The sequence below is a fragment of the Methylomonas sp. BG-2 genome, from assembly GCF_057766305.1.
Window position 1 is genome coordinate 1 of sequence record NZ_JBYMAP010000092.1, and the last position, 15,915, is coordinate 15,915.

A 15,915-nucleotide genomic window follows, 5' to 3' on the forward strand; every position below is an offset into this window, starting at 1 on the left:
CGCAATGAACTGACGGAGGTTAAGAGTTTGGCGATGGAGTTATTGCGCACCCACGACAAGGCGAAGCAGTTTGACGCGCTGCATTTGTTAAAACACACCAACATCCAGGATGCCGAAACTCGCGCTTACGTTATCGAATTGTTGCAACGGAACCAAGGCGACGATGTCGCCGTGACCTTGGCTGCGCTGGAAACGCTAAGAGGCAGCGACGAGACTTCCGCCGAACGGCAAGCTGAATTAGCGATTACCTTGTCGCCCTATTTGCATAGCGACGATGTGACTTTGCGCGCCGGCGGTTTACGCGCCTTGGCGCAAGCCGGCGGTGACGGGGCGGAAGCGTTACAGGCCTTTACCGAAGCGGCGCTTGGCGAGGAAAACCCCGGAGTGCGGGCGATCGCAATTTCAGCCTTGGGCGAGGCGAAGTTTCAGTATGAAGACGTTAGATCGACGCTATTGAATCTCTTGGCCGATCCCAATGAATCCAAGGGAGCAAAAGCCGCCGCCGGCCGGGCGTTAGCCGCGTATCCGTTGGATAACGACGCGGAAGCACAGGCAATTTATGCCAGCCATAAGCTTGAGCAACAGACTGAAACCAAGCAAATCGGTTTTAACTAAAAGTAATCAGCCGATAGTATACGATTCCAGATTTAGCGGATTTGGCTGAAGCTATCAGGCAAATCGAGATTTGCCACTCCGGGCGTCGCAGAGCAAATCGAAATTCGCTATTCAGGGACAATCAGTGACACGTGATTTGGAGGGGCAACACTGACCGTGCGGCTATCCCAATCAGGTGCGTCACTTGCCGAAATAGTCCAATAGGAAATCAACGAAGGCGGTCAATTTGGCCGGATAAAATCGGCGTTGCAGGTAGGTGGCATACACCGCCAGCGCCGGGCGTTGGTAATCCTTCAGAATTTCGACCAGCTCACCGTTTTGCAGATGCGGCGCCGCCGACAAGCGCGGCGCCCGGACGATGCCCATACCCAACGCGGCGGCCTGGCACAGCGCCCGACCATTGTTGGAGGCCAGTAACCAATCCACTTTAATCCGCTGTATTTCGCCGGCGACGCTAAACAACCAATCATCGCCGTGCGGCGTATCCACGTAATGCAGGCAGCGGTGGCCGGTCAATTCCTCGATGCGTAGCGGCGTGCCTTTTTCTTGCAAATAGGCCGGCGATGCGTAGGTGCACAATTCGGTTTCGGCGATCTTGCGCGCGACCACGCCGGGGTCCAGGGTGTCCGTGACCAACAGCGAAATGTCGAAGTTGCCGATGCGCAGATTGGGCGGCTTGTTGTCCAGCGTCATCAGAATCTTGATTTCCGGATAAGTCTGCAAAAAGCGTTCGATGACCGGCACCATGTACATGCCGCCGAAATCGATCGGCGCGCTGACCTTAATATGGCCCTTGATACGCTCGCCCATCTGGCCGGTGGCGGCTTCCAGATCGGCCAAATCCTCCAGCAGCTGCCGGCTACGGTGATAGTAAGCCTCGCCGGCGCTAGTCAAGCTCAAGCTGCGCGTGGTGCGATTCAACAAAACCACGCCCAACGAGGCTTCGAGTTGGGCCATGTATTTGCTGACCATCATGGTCGAACATTTCAACTCCCGGGCGACCGCCGAGAAAGTGCCGAGTTCGACGATCCGGCAAAATACCCGCATGTTGTTAAACTTATCCATGGCGCCAATTTATAAACCTGTAGTTTAAGATTTATAAACCATTTCGACTCTTTAAACCAGAGTGCAAGGCCGATAGAATGCGCCCCGGAGATAGTCGTTACACCGTCTGGTTTGGCAGTCTTAAACCAGACGTCTTTTCCCCCACCGAGGTAATTATGAGCAAAATTCTTAACGAAGTACTCCTAGCCAATCGCGGCTATGTCGCCGAATTCAACAAAGGCGATCTGGCGATGCCGCCCGCCCGCCAATTCGCCATCCTGACCTGCATGGACGCCCGCCTGGACCCGGCCAAATATGCCGGCCTGTCCGAAGGCGATGCGCACGTGATCCGCAACGCCGGCGGCCGCGCCAGCGACGACGCAATTCGCTCGCTAGTGATTTCCTATAAATTGCTGGGCACGAAAGAGTGGTTTGTGATTCACCATACCGACTGCGGCATGGAAACCTTCACCAATGACATCATGAGCGATTTGCTGGCCAGCAGCTTGAAAACCGCCAGCGTCGACGCGTCCGGCTGGCACGATAGCGGCGAAGGCCCCGGCTCGACCGACGGCAAATATATCAATTGGTTGACGATTAAAAATCAGGCGGACAGCGTGTTGGAAGACGTCAAGCGCATCAAGGCCCATCCGTTGGTGCCGGGCAATATTCCGGTCTACGGCTACGTTTACGACGTCAAAACCGGCGGTTTGATCGAAATTCCGGAAGCCACCGCCGCCGGCGCCGCCAGTTAAGCGTCCGCGACAGGGAAAGATGCCGGCTGGTGCATCGCATCAGCCGGTTTTCAAACGTTTATATTGCCACGAAAACAGTCGATCGCGACTGAAGCCGCGCCTACAACACGGCGAATCCCAAGCCACTGGTAGGGCGCGCGCTCGCGGCGACGGCAGGCATTGGCGAATGCCTGCCCCGTAGCCAATCCGCCCCTCTCAGACGCGGCCTTTCCCACGATAGCCAACCCAACCCAGCAGCGCGGAGCCAAACATCCACAACGCCGCCGGTAGCGGTACCGGGGCGACGTAGCCGGCCAGATCGGCCGCCGAAGCCTTGTAGGCGTGCAGCACGCCCGGCAACAGGCTGTATTCACCGGTCAGACTGGCGGCGCCGCCATTCGATGTCCAGGCGCAGCCGCTGGTCTCGCCCAGCGGGCATTGAATCGAGCCGGCATAGGGATCGGCATCGCTAAACCGAAAATATACGTCGAATTGCTGACCGTTTCCGTTTTGGGTGACGCTGTAGTCGTTGTCGGTACCGGCCAACATCAGATAACTGCCGTCGGCCAACTTAGGTCCTATCGCCAGCCCTTCCCATTTCTCCGGCGATTTGTTGCCCAATGCCGCCAGCGTATCGGCATCCAGATCGAGAATTTGCGCGGACTTGGCCACCTTGGCATAACCGGCACCGGAGTCCAGATCGATATTGCTGACATCGGTCGCGCCGGCCAAATCGATCTTATAAACTTCCTTGTCGGCGGTCGCCAAATCGGCGCCGACGCCAACGCCGCGATTATTGCGTTCCAACACGAAAAACTCGTGGTCGTTGATCGCCACCAAGGCCGATACCCCTTGGCCTTGGCCGGAGCGTTTCATTTCGTAGGCATATTGCGCGACGGCGGCGCCGGTCTCGGTATCGAACTTGACGATGCGGTTGACTTTGCCGCTACCGGCCCCTTCGTCCAGCATCGCGCTTTGCAGGATCGCGTAGACAAATTTACCGTCCGGACTGATCGCCAGACCTTCGAATCCCCGGTTGACGCGCTTGCCGGCATTGTTGCCGGTATCGGCCGCGTAATTCGCGATACCGCTGGCGTTATTGCGGGGTACCAGATTCGCCGGCGTCGCATAGGTTTTCACCACCGCGCCGGAGTTGCGGTCGATTTCATACAAGGACGGACCGTATTCGTCGGACACCAACAAATTGCCGTTGCGCGGATTAACCACCACGCCTTCCGGATCGAAGGCGCTGCCCAAGGTTCCGATCGGATTGGGGGCAATGCCGTTCAGCGCCGCGCCGGACTTGGAAAACTTCAGGGTTTGCAGCAGCGTGAAATTGGAAATCGCGCCGGTTTGGCTATCGATATCCAAACTGAAACGTTGCACGCGAGTCTCGTAATTCAGCGAACCGCCGCCAGGGCCTCGGTCGGATAAGCCCCACCACTCATTGCGATTGGGGTCGTAATAGATGTCGGAGAAAAAGCCGACCCGGCCGTCGTTAACCGACGTGCCGAAGCTGTCGCCGGTCGCGCCGGAAATGGTCAATCCGTTAACGAAGACCGGCGTCGCCACAGCCGCATTGGCCAATAGCATCCCGGAACAGAACAAAGTGGAAGTTAAACGCATGATGGAGATCTCGAAGCATGAGGTGGAAAACCCCGATTCTATCCAGCGTTTATGACAGCAACGTTGCAAAAAACCGTCGCTTGGCTTGAGTACTCGGCCGGCAGGCCGGCGGAGTTTGCTCAGGCCTTTTTGACGAATTCCGACTTCAAGCCCATCGCGCCAACGCCGTCGATCTTGCAATCGATATCGTGGTCGCCGTCCACCAAACGGATGTTCTTGACCTTGGTACCGACTTTGACCACTGCCGACGATCCCTTGACTTTCAAATCTTTAATCACGGTGACGCTGTCGCCGTCCCGCAGCACGTTGCCGTAGGCATCGGTCACGACCTTGGCCGCTTCGCCAGCCTCGTTGTTGGCTTGCTTCGCCCATTCGTGCCCGCACTCGGGACACACGTAACTTTCGCCGTCTTCGTAGGTAAACTCCGATTGGCATTGGGGACAGTTGGGCAATTGACTCATGTTCGCACTCCGGGCTCGGGTTAAAAAGCCGGCCAATGTATCGCGCGGCTGCCGGGAAAGTCAAAGCCGGGTGATTGTTTTAGAAAACGATCAAGAACTTACCGATCGAAGCCGATTTAGAAATCCACCCGCATTACCGTCACGGCGTGGTCTCGGTAGCATTCCTGGGCGAAAGTCCGCCAACCCAAGCGGCGATAAAAATCGGCGCGATCCGGCGTGAACAAGTACAAGGCACCAATGCCGGCGGCTGCGGCTTGCGTCATCGCGTGCCGCACCAGCGCCGAGCCGACGCCGCGACCGCGAAATTCCGGCGCCACGTAGACGCTGGCCAGCCAGGGCCTCAGTTCCGGCCGCGTGTCCATGTCGGATTCAATAATCGCCGCCGAACCGGCCAGCCTACCCCGCCACTTACCGACAAAGGTACTCGGCACCAAGTCCGCGCCCAGGTAAGCCTGCATGCGGGCGATGCGCTCACTCAAATCGGAGCCGGGGTTCAAGTCCGCCCATTGGCGTTGGTGCCAGGCGGCCAAGGTGGGCAGATGTTCGGGCTCCGCCGCTAAATCGATGATGTCCATGGCCGGTCAGTGAAGTTAAATCAATCGCTCCGCGCTCCACGACGCGGCAAGCGGCCATTCTAAACCAAAACCGATTCGGCGAATTCGTTGCCCGCGAACGCTCCGCTGCGGCGCGGACACAACCCTACGGGAAATCCGCGTCGCCGCTGCTCAGCCCAATCGATATTGGCGGGGCAAGGTTAAGCGATCCGTGCCCTAGTGCATTGTCAACCCAACACCCGTTGCTGCTTGATTTTGGCATCGAAATGATCGATGTCGCCGATCAATTGGCAGGCGGACAAATCCACCAAGTCGCGTGCGGCTATATAGTCCGCGCCGCTGCCGCCCAACCAAAGCTTGCTGTCCAGACCGGCGCCGACTATTCGTGCCAACTCGGCCAGCGTCACGGACTCCGGCGGCGTCTTCACCAGCCCCATCACCAGCGCGTCCGGCCGCAAGTGCGCGGCGGCGGCGACAATATCGGCGGCCGGCAGGTCGGCGCCGAGGTAATAGCATTGATATTGCTGGGCCGAGGCCACGAGGCAGCACAACAGGATGCCGAATTCATGCGGCTCGCCGCTGGGGGTTGCAAACATGATGGACGGATTGTTCGGCGAAGGTCTGTGCAGATTGTTGACCATGGTCAACACAATGCGCTGCACGCAGCTGGAAAACATATGTTCCTGGGCGATGTTCAAGCGACCTTGCTCCCATAGGTAACCGACTTTATGCAGCGCCGGCAACAAAACGTCTCTGGCATAGTCCAACGGCTCGCTAGCCAATAGCGCCCGTTTCAACAATTGCTCGCAGCGCTCGATCCGATACTCCGCCAAGGCATCGACGATCTGCTCGATCAACGGCAAGGTGCGCGGCTCGGCCACCGCCGGCGCGGCCTGTTGCTGAAACGCCCGCAACTGCGGGCAATCCATGCCGGCGATCTTGCTGATCGGATGGCCGTTGCGGGTCAAATTGACCAGCAAGGTCAGCTTTTCCAAGTCCTGCTGGGAGTAAAAGCGCCGGCCGGTGCCGGTGCGGGACGGCGTGATACACGAGTAGCGTCTCTCCCAGGCCCTAAGGGTCTCTGGGGTCAAGCCGGTCAACGAGGTAATGGCTTTGATTGAGTACATTGTTCACGTTTTGTATATAATTTTCTTTGACAAATATTCTACAAGGTAGTAACGTTATTGCCAACTTAAAAATAACAAAAGAAACACTATGTCAGAGCTCACCGCTTCCAATGCATACGCAGAGATTCAATCGATTCCGGAGTCGGAAACCTCTCGGCTGGCCGGCAAACTGGAACAAGCCAGGCAGCACCTCTCCGCGCTGGTTCTGCAAGACCGGGCCGCCGCGCAAGCCTTGGCCGAACAACTGATCCGGCGGGTCCATAAAGGCAGCGATTGCTCCGAGTGGGTGGCCGCCAAAAGCCAGCAAGACTACAAAACCTTGTTGGACACGCTGGCGATTGGTTTAAACGTCGATTGCAGCCACTGCGGCGACCAAAACGACGACATTGCCGACGAAGAACTTGTACAAGAGGATTACGTTGTACAACTTTTCCAACCGCAGAGGTTTGATCAATGCGAAGCCATCCGGACTGTGTTACCGCTGCTGGACAAGTTGCATTTCATGCCGGTGTTTTTATTGTCCGCGGCCGCCGGCGTCGAGACCATGATCGAGGATTCGGCCTACAAACTGCAACTGAGCGCGGCTAGAAAGGAATTGAAAGCGGCCCGCCAACAAATGATAGGCGCCAACACCGGCCTCGTGGCCTTTGTCGCTCACAAGTACAAAACCAGCAATCTGAGTTTTGACGATTTAATGCAAGAGGGTTTGGTGGGACTGATCAAGGCGGTCGACCGTTTCGACCCGGATCGCGGTATCTGCTTTTCCACTTATGCGATCTATTGGATCAAGCAAGCCATTTCCCGCTTGATTGTCAAACAGGAGCGTATCGTCCGCCTACCGGTGGCGCTGGCCGAAAAAGCCAACGTAGTACTGGACGCGATGCGCACCTGCTATCTGAAAAACGAACGTTGGCCGACCCTCGAAGAGTTGAAAGCCTGCTGCGACCTTGCGGAACAGGAGATCAAGACCATCAGCAGTTATTATCAAGCGACTCACTCGCTGGACGCGGCGGTCAACGACGACGAAGACGGACTGGAACTGATGGCGAAAATGCAGCAACACCAATTCAGTCTACCGCTGGATGAACTAATAGAAAGGGATTTGGCTCAATACGTCGACAAAGCGGTGGCATCGCTACCGGAGAAGCAAGCGGCCATTCTGACGATGCGTTTCGGATTGCGCGATCATACCGAAATGACCTTGCAAGCCGTCGCGGACCAACTGCATGTCACCCGGGAAAGAGTTCGGCAAATTCAGAACGACGCCTTAAAAAAACTGAAACAACAGTTTGGTTTTGACCTTATGCTATTTCTCGAGCCCAGGGACGGCTAACAATAACAAGTAACGACGCAGGTCAGGCTAACACTTAACAAGAGGAGTGATTATGTCATCAGAAAAACAAAACACCGGTAAACACGAGCCGCAGCCGGACTGGAAGCTGGAAGTGGATAAACAATGGCGGCAGTTTTCGAGTAAGGCCAACGATTTTTTTAACGACAACAAGCATCTGTTTTCGCTATCCAAGGTCGCTTCGGTAGTTGGCGGCACACTGGTGGTCGCCTGGCTGGGTAGTGGCTTTTACATTGTCGGCGAAGGCAACCGGGGCGTGGTCGCTCGCTTCGGGGCCTACTCGGACACGACACTACCGGGTCCGCATTGGCATATTCCGCTGCCTATCGAAGAAGTGACGATCGTTAACGTGGAGCAACAACGCTTCATCGAAATTGGCTACCGCGACTCCAGCCGCTTAAGCAAATCGTCGCTGATTCCGGCGGAATCCTTGATGCTGACCTCGGACGAAAACATCATCAATGTCCGTCTGGCGGTGCAATACCAAGTCAACAACGCCAAGAACTATTTATATAGCGTCAAGGACAATGAAAACACCTTGAAGCAAGTCACCGAAAGCGTCGAGCGCGCCGTCATCGGCCGCAACAATATGGATTTCGTATTGACCGAGGGCCGCAGCCAGATCGTCGCGGAATTGAAGGAACAGATTCAACAAGCGATGGACGATTACCACACCGGTATCACGATCGCCAGCGTCAACTTGCAAGATGCCCAGCCGCCCGAGGAAGTTCAAGGCGCGTTCGAGGACGCCATTCGGGCTCGGGAGGACAAGCAACGCCTGATCAACGAAGCCGAAGCCTACGCCAACGAGATCATTCCCAAGGCTCGCGGCGCCGCCTCCAGGATCATACAGGAAGCCGAGGCTTACGAGGCCGAGAAACTGGCCAAGGCCAAGGGCGAAACCGAACGCTTCGACCAGCTGTTGGTGGAATACGAGAAAAGCCCGGCGATTACTCGCAAGCGCCTCTATCTGGAAGCCAAGGAAAAGCTGTACAGCAGCACCAATAAAATCATGTTGGGCGCTGATAACGCCAATCCGATGTTGTACATGCCGCTACCGCAAACGGCCAGCCACTCGACGGCGCCGACTTCCGCCGCCAATCTGGAAGCCGACAACGTCAGCGATCCATCCGCGAAAGATAAAAACTCAGCCCGCAAATCCAGTGGCGGCGACTTACGTCCCAGCAGGAGCAAACCATGAGCAGCCGAATTCAAATTCTGATCCCCAGCAGTCTGTTATTCCTGATTTTGGCCTACATGTCCGTGTTTTACGTGCGCGAGCATGAAAAAGCCATTCTGTTCCGTCTCGGCGAAATGGTGAGCGCCGATTACAAGCCGGGACTCCATTTTAAGACCCCCATCATCAATAACGTCAGTACGTTTGATGCGCGCGTGCTGACCTTGGACGCCAAGTCCGAGCGTTTTCTTACCTCCGAAAAGAAGAACGTTATAGTCGATTCATTCGCCAAGTGGCGAATCGGTGATGTGGGTCTTTTTTACACCACGGTCGGCGGCGACGAGTTTCAAGCCAACTTGCGCCTCGACCAAATCATGAAAGACGCGATGCGCAGCGAATTCGGCGTCCGGACCATCAAGCAACTGATCTCCGAGGACCGTAGCGAGTTGCGCAACACCTTGCTGCAAAAACTGGCCCCGACCGCCGCCAAATTCGGGATAGAGCTGATCGACATCCGCGTCAAGCGCATCGACTTGCCGCCGGAAGTCAGCAGCTCGGTTTATCAACGGATGCGCGCCGAACGGGAGCGGGTCGCTCGCGAATTCCGCTCGCAAGGTGCCGAAAGCGCCGAACAAATCAGCGCCGAAGCCGATAAGCAGCGGCAGGTCATCGTCGCCAACGCCCAACGCGACGCCGAAAACATTCGCGGCCGCGGCGACGCCGGTTCCGCCGAAATCTATGCGAAAAGTTTCGGCCGCAATCCGGAGTTCTACGCCTTCTACCGGTCGTTGCAGGCGTATCAAACCTCGTTCGAGAAAACCCAGGATACCTTGGTGTTGAAACCGGATTCGGACTTTTTCAAATACTTCTCCAGCGAAAAATAAACGGGGAACCGGGCCATGAAAAAATTCTTAATCTTCATTACCATCATCGCGGCGATCGGCATCGTGGTATCGGCGGTGCTGAACCGCAGCCTGCCCGATTACGATCCGCATTACGAAATCTCCTATTCCGATTTCATCGAGGATGTCCGCAACAAAGTGGTGACCGAAGTCGTGATCAGCGGTTACGACGTCGAGGGCCGCCGCCAGAACGGCACCCGCTTCGTCACCTATAACCCCAACGACGCCCGGATGATCGACGAATTGTTGGAGTACGGCGTCAAGATCAAAGTCGAGAAACCGCAACCACCATCCACATTGTTTCAAATCCTGATGTCATGGGCGCCAACCTTGTTATTGATCGCGGTGCTGGTCTACTTCATGCGCCGTCAACAAGGCGCGGGTCCCGGCGGCCAAATGGGCTTTGGCAAGAGCCGCGCCAAGTTAATGGCCGAAGACCAAGTCAAGGTTCGCTTCGGCGACGTGGCCGGCGTCGAAGAAGCCAAGGAAGACGTCAAGGAAATGGTGGATTTTCTGAAAGACCCCAGCAAGTACGAAGCCTTGGGCGGCAAGATTCCGCGCGGCGTGTTGATGGTCGGTCCGCCGGGCACCGGTAAAACCCTGCTGGCCAGAGCCATCGCCGGCGAAGCGGGCGTGCCGTTCTTCTCGATCTCCGGTTCCGATTTCGTCGAAATGTTCGTCGGGGTCGGCGCGGCCAGGGTCAGAGACATGTTCGAACAAGCCAAGAAGCGCGCGCCCTGCATCATCTTTATCGACGAGATCGACGCGGTGGGCCGGCAACGCGGCAGCGGCAATCTGGGCAACGACGAACGCGAACAAACCCTGAACCAATTGCTGGTGGAAATGGACGGTTTTAGCGGCAACGAAGGCATTATCGTGATTGCCGCCACCAACCGCGCCGACGTGCTGGATAAGGCCTTGCTGCGTCCCGGCCGTTTCGACCGCCAGGTGCAAGTCGGTTTGCCGGACATCAAGGGCCGCGAGCAAATCCTCAAGGTCCACGGTGCCCGGGTGCCATTGGCCGAAGACGTCAACATCAACGATCTGGCGCGCGGCACGCCGGGATTTTCCGGCGCCGAACTGGCCAATCTGATCAACGAAGGCGCGTTGTTCGCGGCCCGCAACAACAAGAAAGTGGTGTCGATGGCCGAACTCGATAAGGCCCGCGACAAGATGATCATGGGGGCCGAGAAACGCACGATGGTGATGAGCCGCGACGATCTGCTGATGACGGCTTACCACGAAGCCGGCCACGCCATCGTCGGCCGCTTGGTGCCCGAGCACGACCCGGTTTACAAGGTCAGCATCATGCCGCGTGGCGGCGCCCTCGGTATCACGATGTTCCTGCCCGAACGCGACCAATACAGCGCCAGCAAGGACAAGCTGGAAAGCCAAATCTCCAGTCTGTTCGGCGGCCGGGTCGCCGAAGCGCTGATCTACGGCAAGAACAAGGTCACCACCGGTGCTTCCAACGACATCATGCGCGCCACCCAACTGGCCCGCAACATGGTCACCAAGTGGGGTTTGTCCGAGCGGCTGGGTCCGATGGATTACGGTGACAGCGAAGGCGGCTACATGGGCCCGCAATCCAAGCCGATGTCGGAAAAAATGGCGCAAGTGATTGACGACGAAATCCGCGCGGTGGTTGACAGCAATTACAACCGCGCCGAAGCCATCTTGAAGGAGAACATCGAAATCCTGCACAACATGGCGCATGCGTTGCTGGACTGGGAAACCCTGGACAAGTTTCAAATCGACGAACTGATGCGCGGCCACAAAATCGCGCCGCCAGAGCCCGAGCCGGAACCGGAACCCGTGAATTCGGCGGAAGCGGAACCCGCCGGCGCAAACCCAATAGACGGAAGCCTGGAACCGGGATCGGCCCTGGCGTCTTAACCTTCCTCCTCTATATACCCTCCAAACCCGCAACACTCTTGGAGGGTATCTTTTTCGAGGTGTCGCGATGCAGACCAAAACCCTAGCCGGCAAAACCCTCGACCTGGTGGAATTGCTGCTGCAAGTGAACTTTAACGCCGCGGTTTTGCTGGTTTTGATCAGCTCGGCGTTGTCGATCTTCGGCGGGGCGAGCTATTTCGAGGATCACAGTGATCTCTACGGCCCGCTCGCCAACAATCTGCGCCTGATGATGTTTTATTTGAGTCTGGTGCAGATTGCCGTCTACAGCTTTTATTTTTACGGCAACAGTCCGGCGGCGGTCGCCGGCCTCGGGGTATTTTTATTATTATTGACCACGTCGTTGGAGTCTTACGCCGCAATCAACCAGATCGAGATCGACGAAAAATATGCGGAGTTATTCCTGTACGCCGGTGCCTCGCAACTGGTGTACGGCGGTCTGGCGGCCTTCCGCCAAGAGCGACGCGGCGGACCTTCCGCTTCGGAAGGACACTGAGCAATGACGCTTCGACGTTAATCCGTTGCCGGCCGGCGCCAGAATAATCACAAGCCGGACGACTTCACCAAGCTTGCATCCAGAGAGGGGGACTCTATGCCTATCAAGCTACCGTTCGACGCCGCCAGACCGGTCGCCGGCCAGGCCAGCGTCGAAATCGAAAAACCGCTCACCGAAGTGTTCGATTTCGTCGGCACCCACTTCTTTGAAAATTATCCGAAATGGGCCGAAGAACTGTTGGAATTTCAAGCCCTGGACGGCGGGGAAGTGTTCGTCGGCGCCAAAGCCCGGCAATCGGTACTCGAAAACGGCGAGCCGGTCGAGTCGGTGTTCGAAATCACCGATTACCAACCCGTGGAGACCTTGATTTTTCGCGGTCTGAACTCGCCGTATCGGCACAGCTATTTACTCGAAGGCCCGCGCGACCGCGGCCCGACCCACCTGACCTTCCGCTTCGAATTGCTCGATCTGGACGTGTTCATGCGGCCCTTCGAAAAGCTGATCCGGGCGGCGATAGCGGACGGCGCCGAAAATACCGTGGAAAACATTCGCAACCTGATCGTCGCCGAGTCGCCCTAAGCAGGCGCAACGCTCGGCCATAACAATAAAACGCTTACCGGGAGCCACCAACATGCCTTTCGTAGTCAAAAAAGACAGCGGCATCATTCCGCAAATCCTATCGGCGATACTCGACGAATGCGTCAACGGCGTCACGTTGGCCGACCCCGATCTCGACGATGCGCCCATCGTTTACGCCAATAAGGCCTTCGAACGCCTGACCGGCTATCGAAGCGATGAAATCGTCGGCCACAATTGCCGGTTTTTGCAAGGCGAAGACCGCGATCAGCCGGCTCGCCGCCAGATCGCCGAAGCGATGCGCAAGCATGAAGCCGTCGAAGTCGAACTGCGCAATTACAAGAAGGACGGCACGCTGTTTCACAACCGGTTGCGCGTCATCCCGTTGTTCGACAACAAGCAACGGGTGATGTACTACCTCGGCGTGCAATACGATATTACTCAGCAAGTTAACGCCGACCAGGAAATCCAAGCGCTATCCGCCCTGTTAAACGGGGCGCCCGGCCAAGCCGATTAATCCGACGGAGGTGTTAAATGAACGCCGCAATCGATACGCAACCCGCCGCCGCGATCGCTTTTAACCAAGCCCTGTTCGGTCTCGCCATTCTGGCCTTCCTCGCTTTGCTGGTGTTGGAAAAACGCCGGCCCTTTTTGCCGTTTTCGACCAAAATCTACAAAGAATCGCTGGTAACCAACACCGCGGCCTTTTTAATCAACAATTTGATATTGACAGTGCTTCGCGCCTCGTCGCTATTTCTAGTTGCACAACAATTCGCCGATTTCGGCCTGCTTGGCAAGCTGGACAACGGCCCGCTGAAGTGGCTGCTGGCATTCGCCTGTTTCGATCTGGCGATTTACGCCTGGCACTACGCCAGCCACCGTTTCGAGTGGCTGTGGCGGTTTCACAAAATTCACCATAGCGACAAATGCTTTAACGTCTCGACCGGTTTTCGCTTTCACGTTTTCGACCTGCTGCTGGAAATCGTCTACAAATGCGTTTTCGTGGTCTTGATCGGAGTCGATGCCTATCTGGTGCTATCGATCGAAATCGTCGAACTGTTTTTCATCTTTTTTCATCACGCCAACCTGCGCGTGCCGCACGAACAAAGCCTGTCGCAACTGATTATCACCCCATCACTGCACCGGACCCATCACTCCAAGCTACGAAGCGAACACGACAGCAATTACGGCATCGTACTGGCGGTTTGGGACCGGATCTTCGGCACCCGCTTGGAATTGGCGCCGGCCCAGATCGGTCTGGATCTGATCGAAGCGGAAAATTTCATTCAATTGTTTTCGCTGGCCTTTATTACCGAGCGCCAGTTTCGCAAGTTGCTGCGCTGGATACCCAACAGCAAAAAGCCGTGAGGTCCTGGCCATGTTGATCAAAACTCGCCCGGCATTTCGCGATTACGACGTAACCGACCCGGCCACATTCCAAGCCCGCCGCACCCTTTTGAAAACCCTGGCCGGGCTGACCGCCGCCGCGCCCTGGACATTGGCTGCCGCAAACGAAGGCTGGCAATCTGTCGTGGATGCCAACGCCATTACTCCGGCCAGACTGGTCGAGCAATACAACAACTACTACGAGTTGGCCTTCGACAAGGAAAGCGCCGCGCAGTTGGCGCGGCACTTAGCGGTCGAGCCTTGGCAAATCGAAATTGTCGGCGAAGTCGAAAAACCCGGCGTCTATCGCCTGGAAGACATACTTCGCGATCATCCGCGTCAGGAACGCATCTACCGCTTGCGTTGCGTGGAAGGTTGGTCGGCGGTCATTCCCTGGCTGGGCTTTCCTTTGGCGGATTTGCTGAAACGGGCTCAACCGCTGTCGGCGGCGCATTTCGTCAAGTTCACGTCGGCCGCGCAACCCGAGGCAATGCCCAAGTTGCGAGCAGGCGCGATGTTGGACTGGCCTTACGTGGAAGGCCTGCGCCTGGACGAGGCGATGCATCCGTTAACAATTTTGGCCAGCGGCATGTACGGCAAAGACTTACCCAAGCAGAACGGCGCTCCGTTGCGGCTGGTGGTGCCTTGGAAATACGGTTTCAAAAGCATCAAGGCCATCGTCAAAATCGAATTAACCCGCCGAGCACCGTTGACTTCTTGGAGCCGCTATGCGCCGACCGAATACGGCTTTTACGCCAACGTCAACCCGGCGGTCGCTCATCCGCGTTGGACCCAAACTAGCGAGCGCGTACTCGGTTCGGAGTTTTTCACGCCGCGCCGCAAAACCGAATTGTTCAACGGCTATGCCGACCAAGTCGGCCAACTGTATAGCCAGATGGACCTCAAGCATTTTTTCTGATGTCCGCGTTCATTCTTCGCCATCTAAAGTCGATCACGCTGGCGGTCTGCTTGTTACCGCTGTTGTGGCTGATCGCCGATACCGGCATGGATCGCTTGGGCGCCAATCCGATTCAGGCCGTGCACATTCGGCTCGGCGATTGGGCGATGCGGTTTTTGTGGATCACACTGACCATCACTCCGGTACAAAGTGTGTCCAAATGGCGCGGCATGGCCGATTATCGGCAAATTTTCGGCTTGTATAGCTTTCTGTACGCCAGCCTGCATCTATTGGGCTATTTGTGGGTGGATCACGCGTTGGCCTGGGATGCCATTGTGCCGGATGTCCTGCAGAGCAACTATTTGTGGATGGGCTTGGTCGCCTACAGCCTGATTCTGCTGATGGCAATTACCTCATCGAAATGGGCGATGAAACGGATGGGCAAACAGTGGAAGCGGCTGCATCGTTACATCTATCTGGCCTCGGTGCTGGTGATTCTGCACTACTATTGGCAACTGAAGGGCAATCTGGCCGAACCGGGTTTTTATCTGGTCATCCTCGGTTTATTGCTTGGCTTTAGACTGGTCGGCTGGTTGAAAAGCCTGCGACAAACCCTGGCGCTGAGCGCCGGCCAGCGCGACTGACGCCACCCCTAGGAGTGAGCTATGACAAATCCAGCGATCTTGATCACCGGCGGTACCGGCTTCTTGGGCGGCGCTTTAACCGAAATGCTGCTGGATCAAGGCTGTTGCGTCCATATTTTCAGCCGAGACGCCGAAAAAGTCCGTGCCCGTTTCGGCGATCGGGTCACACCGGTCGTGGCTCTGCAAGACTTGCCCGACGCCGGCGAGTTTCGCGCCGTGGTCAATCTGGCCGGCGCCGGTATTTTGGATAGGCGCTGGAGCAAAGCCCGCAAACAGGAATTACGCGACAGCCGCATCGCTCTGACCCGGCAACTGGCCGGCTGGATCAACGGCTCGGAGCGCCCACCGGGCGTACTGATTAGCGGTTCTGCGATCGGCATCTACGGTGACCAGGGCGACCAAATACTGGA

18 protein-coding genes are annotated in these 15,915 nt (G+C 56.8%); 13 read left to right on the plus strand and 5 right to left on the minus strand.

What is annotated here, in order from left to right; all coding sequences use genetic code 11:
- On the plus strand, window positions 1-615 hold a 615-nt coding region (locus tag AC3B8H_RS10555), incomplete at its 5' end, for a HEAT repeat domain-containing protein (protein ID WP_488441543.1).
- Window positions 616-795: 180 nt separating this feature from the next.
- On the opposite strand, the gene AC3B8H_RS10560 is transcribed toward AC3B8H_RS10555, so the two are convergent.
- Complete coding sequence (locus AC3B8H_RS10560; protein ID WP_488441544.1) at window positions 796-1,680, minus strand: LysR family transcriptional regulator; 885 nt, start codon at window positions 1,678-1,680, stop codon at window positions 796-798.
- Window positions 1,681-1,835: 155 nt separating this feature from the next.
- On the opposite strand from AC3B8H_RS10560, the gene AC3B8H_RS10565 reads away from it, so the two are divergent.
- Entirely contained in the window at window positions 1,836-2,414 is a 579-nt protein-coding gene (locus tag AC3B8H_RS10565) for a beta-class carbonic anhydrase (protein ID WP_488441545.1), read from the plus strand.
- A 195-nt stretch (window positions 2,415-2,609) separates the two neighbouring features.
- Here the strand turns inward: AC3B8H_RS10565 and AC3B8H_RS10570 are convergent, their stop codons facing one another.
- The 4 genes from AC3B8H_RS10570 to AC3B8H_RS10585 form a co-directional block, all read right to left on the minus strand.
- On the minus strand, window positions 2,610-4,019 hold the full coding sequence (locus tag AC3B8H_RS10570) for an esterase-like activity of phytase family protein (protein ID WP_488441546.1): 1,410 nt from the start codon (window positions 4,017-4,019) through the stop codon (window positions 2,610-2,612).
- A gap of 119 nt (window positions 4,020-4,138) precedes the next feature.
- The gene (locus tag AC3B8H_RS10575; protein WP_488441547.1) at window positions 4,139-4,480 is read right to left on the minus strand and encodes a zinc ribbon domain-containing protein YjdM; all 342 of its coding nucleotides are present in this window, start codon (window positions 4,478-4,480) and stop codon (window positions 4,139-4,141) included.
- Window positions 4,481-4,596: 116 nt separating this feature from the next.
- A complete protein-coding gene (locus AC3B8H_RS10580) occupies window positions 4,597-5,055 on the minus strand; it encodes a GNAT family N-acetyltransferase (protein ID WP_488441548.1) in 459 nt (152 codons plus the stop codon).
- 206 nt (window positions 5,056-5,261) lie between these two features.
- Complete coding sequence (locus AC3B8H_RS10585) at window positions 5,262-6,161, minus strand: MerR family transcriptional regulator (protein ID WP_488441549.1); 900 nt, start codon at window positions 6,159-6,161, stop codon at window positions 5,262-5,264.
- Between the two features lie 88 nt (window positions 6,162-6,249).
- Here AC3B8H_RS10585 and AC3B8H_RS10590 point away from each other — a divergent pair, with 88 nt between their 5' ends.
- The 11 genes from AC3B8H_RS10590 to AC3B8H_RS10640 all read left to right on the plus strand — a co-directional run.
- Entirely contained in the window at window positions 6,250-7,494 is a 1,245-nt protein-coding gene (locus tag AC3B8H_RS10590; RefSeq protein WP_488441550.1) for a sigma-70 family RNA polymerase sigma factor, read from the plus strand.
- Window positions 7,495-7,546: 52 nt separating this feature from the next.
- Window positions 7,547-8,713, plus strand: a complete 1,167-nt coding sequence (gene hflK / locus AC3B8H_RS10595) for an FtsH protease activity modulator HflK (protein WP_488441551.1) — start codon at window positions 7,547-7,549, stop codon at window positions 8,711-8,713.
- Window positions 8,710-9,573, plus strand: a complete 864-nt coding sequence (hflC, locus tag AC3B8H_RS10600; protein WP_488441552.1) for a protease modulator HflC — start codon at window positions 8,710-8,712, stop codon at window positions 9,571-9,573. Before hflK ends, hflC begins: the two co-directional genes overlap by 4 nt.
- 15 nt (window positions 9,574-9,588) lie before the next feature.
- Window positions 9,589-11,487 (plus strand): ATP-dependent zinc metalloprotease FtsH, encoded by a 1,899-nt coding sequence (gene ftsH / locus AC3B8H_RS10605; protein ID WP_488441553.1) that lies wholly within the window; start codon window positions 9,589-9,591, stop codon window positions 11,485-11,487.
- Window positions 11,488-11,554: 67 nt separating this feature from the next.
- Window positions 11,555-12,001, plus strand: a complete 447-nt coding sequence (locus AC3B8H_RS10610; RefSeq protein WP_488441554.1) for a hypothetical protein — start codon at window positions 11,555-11,557, stop codon at window positions 11,999-12,001.
- Between the two features lie 96 nt (window positions 12,002-12,097).
- The gene (locus AC3B8H_RS10615; protein ID WP_488441555.1) at window positions 12,098-12,580 is read left to right on the plus strand and encodes an SRPBCC family protein; all 483 of its coding nucleotides are present in this window, start codon (window positions 12,098-12,100) and stop codon (window positions 12,578-12,580) included.
- Window positions 12,581-12,632: 52 nt separating this feature from the next.
- Window positions 12,633-13,094 (plus strand): PAS domain-containing protein, encoded by a 462-nt coding sequence (locus tag AC3B8H_RS10620; RefSeq protein WP_488441556.1) that lies wholly within the window; start codon window positions 12,633-12,635, stop codon window positions 13,092-13,094.
- A 17-nt stretch (window positions 13,095-13,111) separates the two neighbouring features.
- Entirely contained in the window at window positions 13,112-13,945 is an 834-nt protein-coding gene (locus AC3B8H_RS10625) for a sterol desaturase family protein (RefSeq protein ID WP_488441557.1), read from the plus strand.
- Between the two features lie 10 nt (window positions 13,946-13,955).
- Window positions 13,956-14,882 carry a protein-methionine-sulfoxide reductase catalytic subunit MsrP gene (gene msrP, locus AC3B8H_RS10630; RefSeq protein WP_488441558.1) on the plus strand — a complete coding sequence of 309 codons (927 nt, stop codon included), beginning with the start codon at window positions 13,956-13,958 and terminating at the stop codon, window positions 14,880-14,882.
- The gene (gene msrQ, locus AC3B8H_RS10635) at window positions 14,882-15,505 is read left to right on the plus strand and encodes a protein-methionine-sulfoxide reductase heme-binding subunit MsrQ (protein ID WP_488441559.1); all 624 of its coding nucleotides are present in this window, start codon (window positions 14,882-14,884) and stop codon (window positions 15,503-15,505) included. The genes msrP and msrQ overlap by 1 nt, the downstream gene beginning before the upstream one ends.
- A 21-nt stretch (window positions 15,506-15,526) precedes the next feature.
- Window positions 15,527-15,915: NAD-dependent epimerase/dehydratase family protein (locus AC3B8H_RS10640; RefSeq protein WP_488441560.1), on the plus strand; the 389-nt coding region annotated here is incomplete at its 3' end.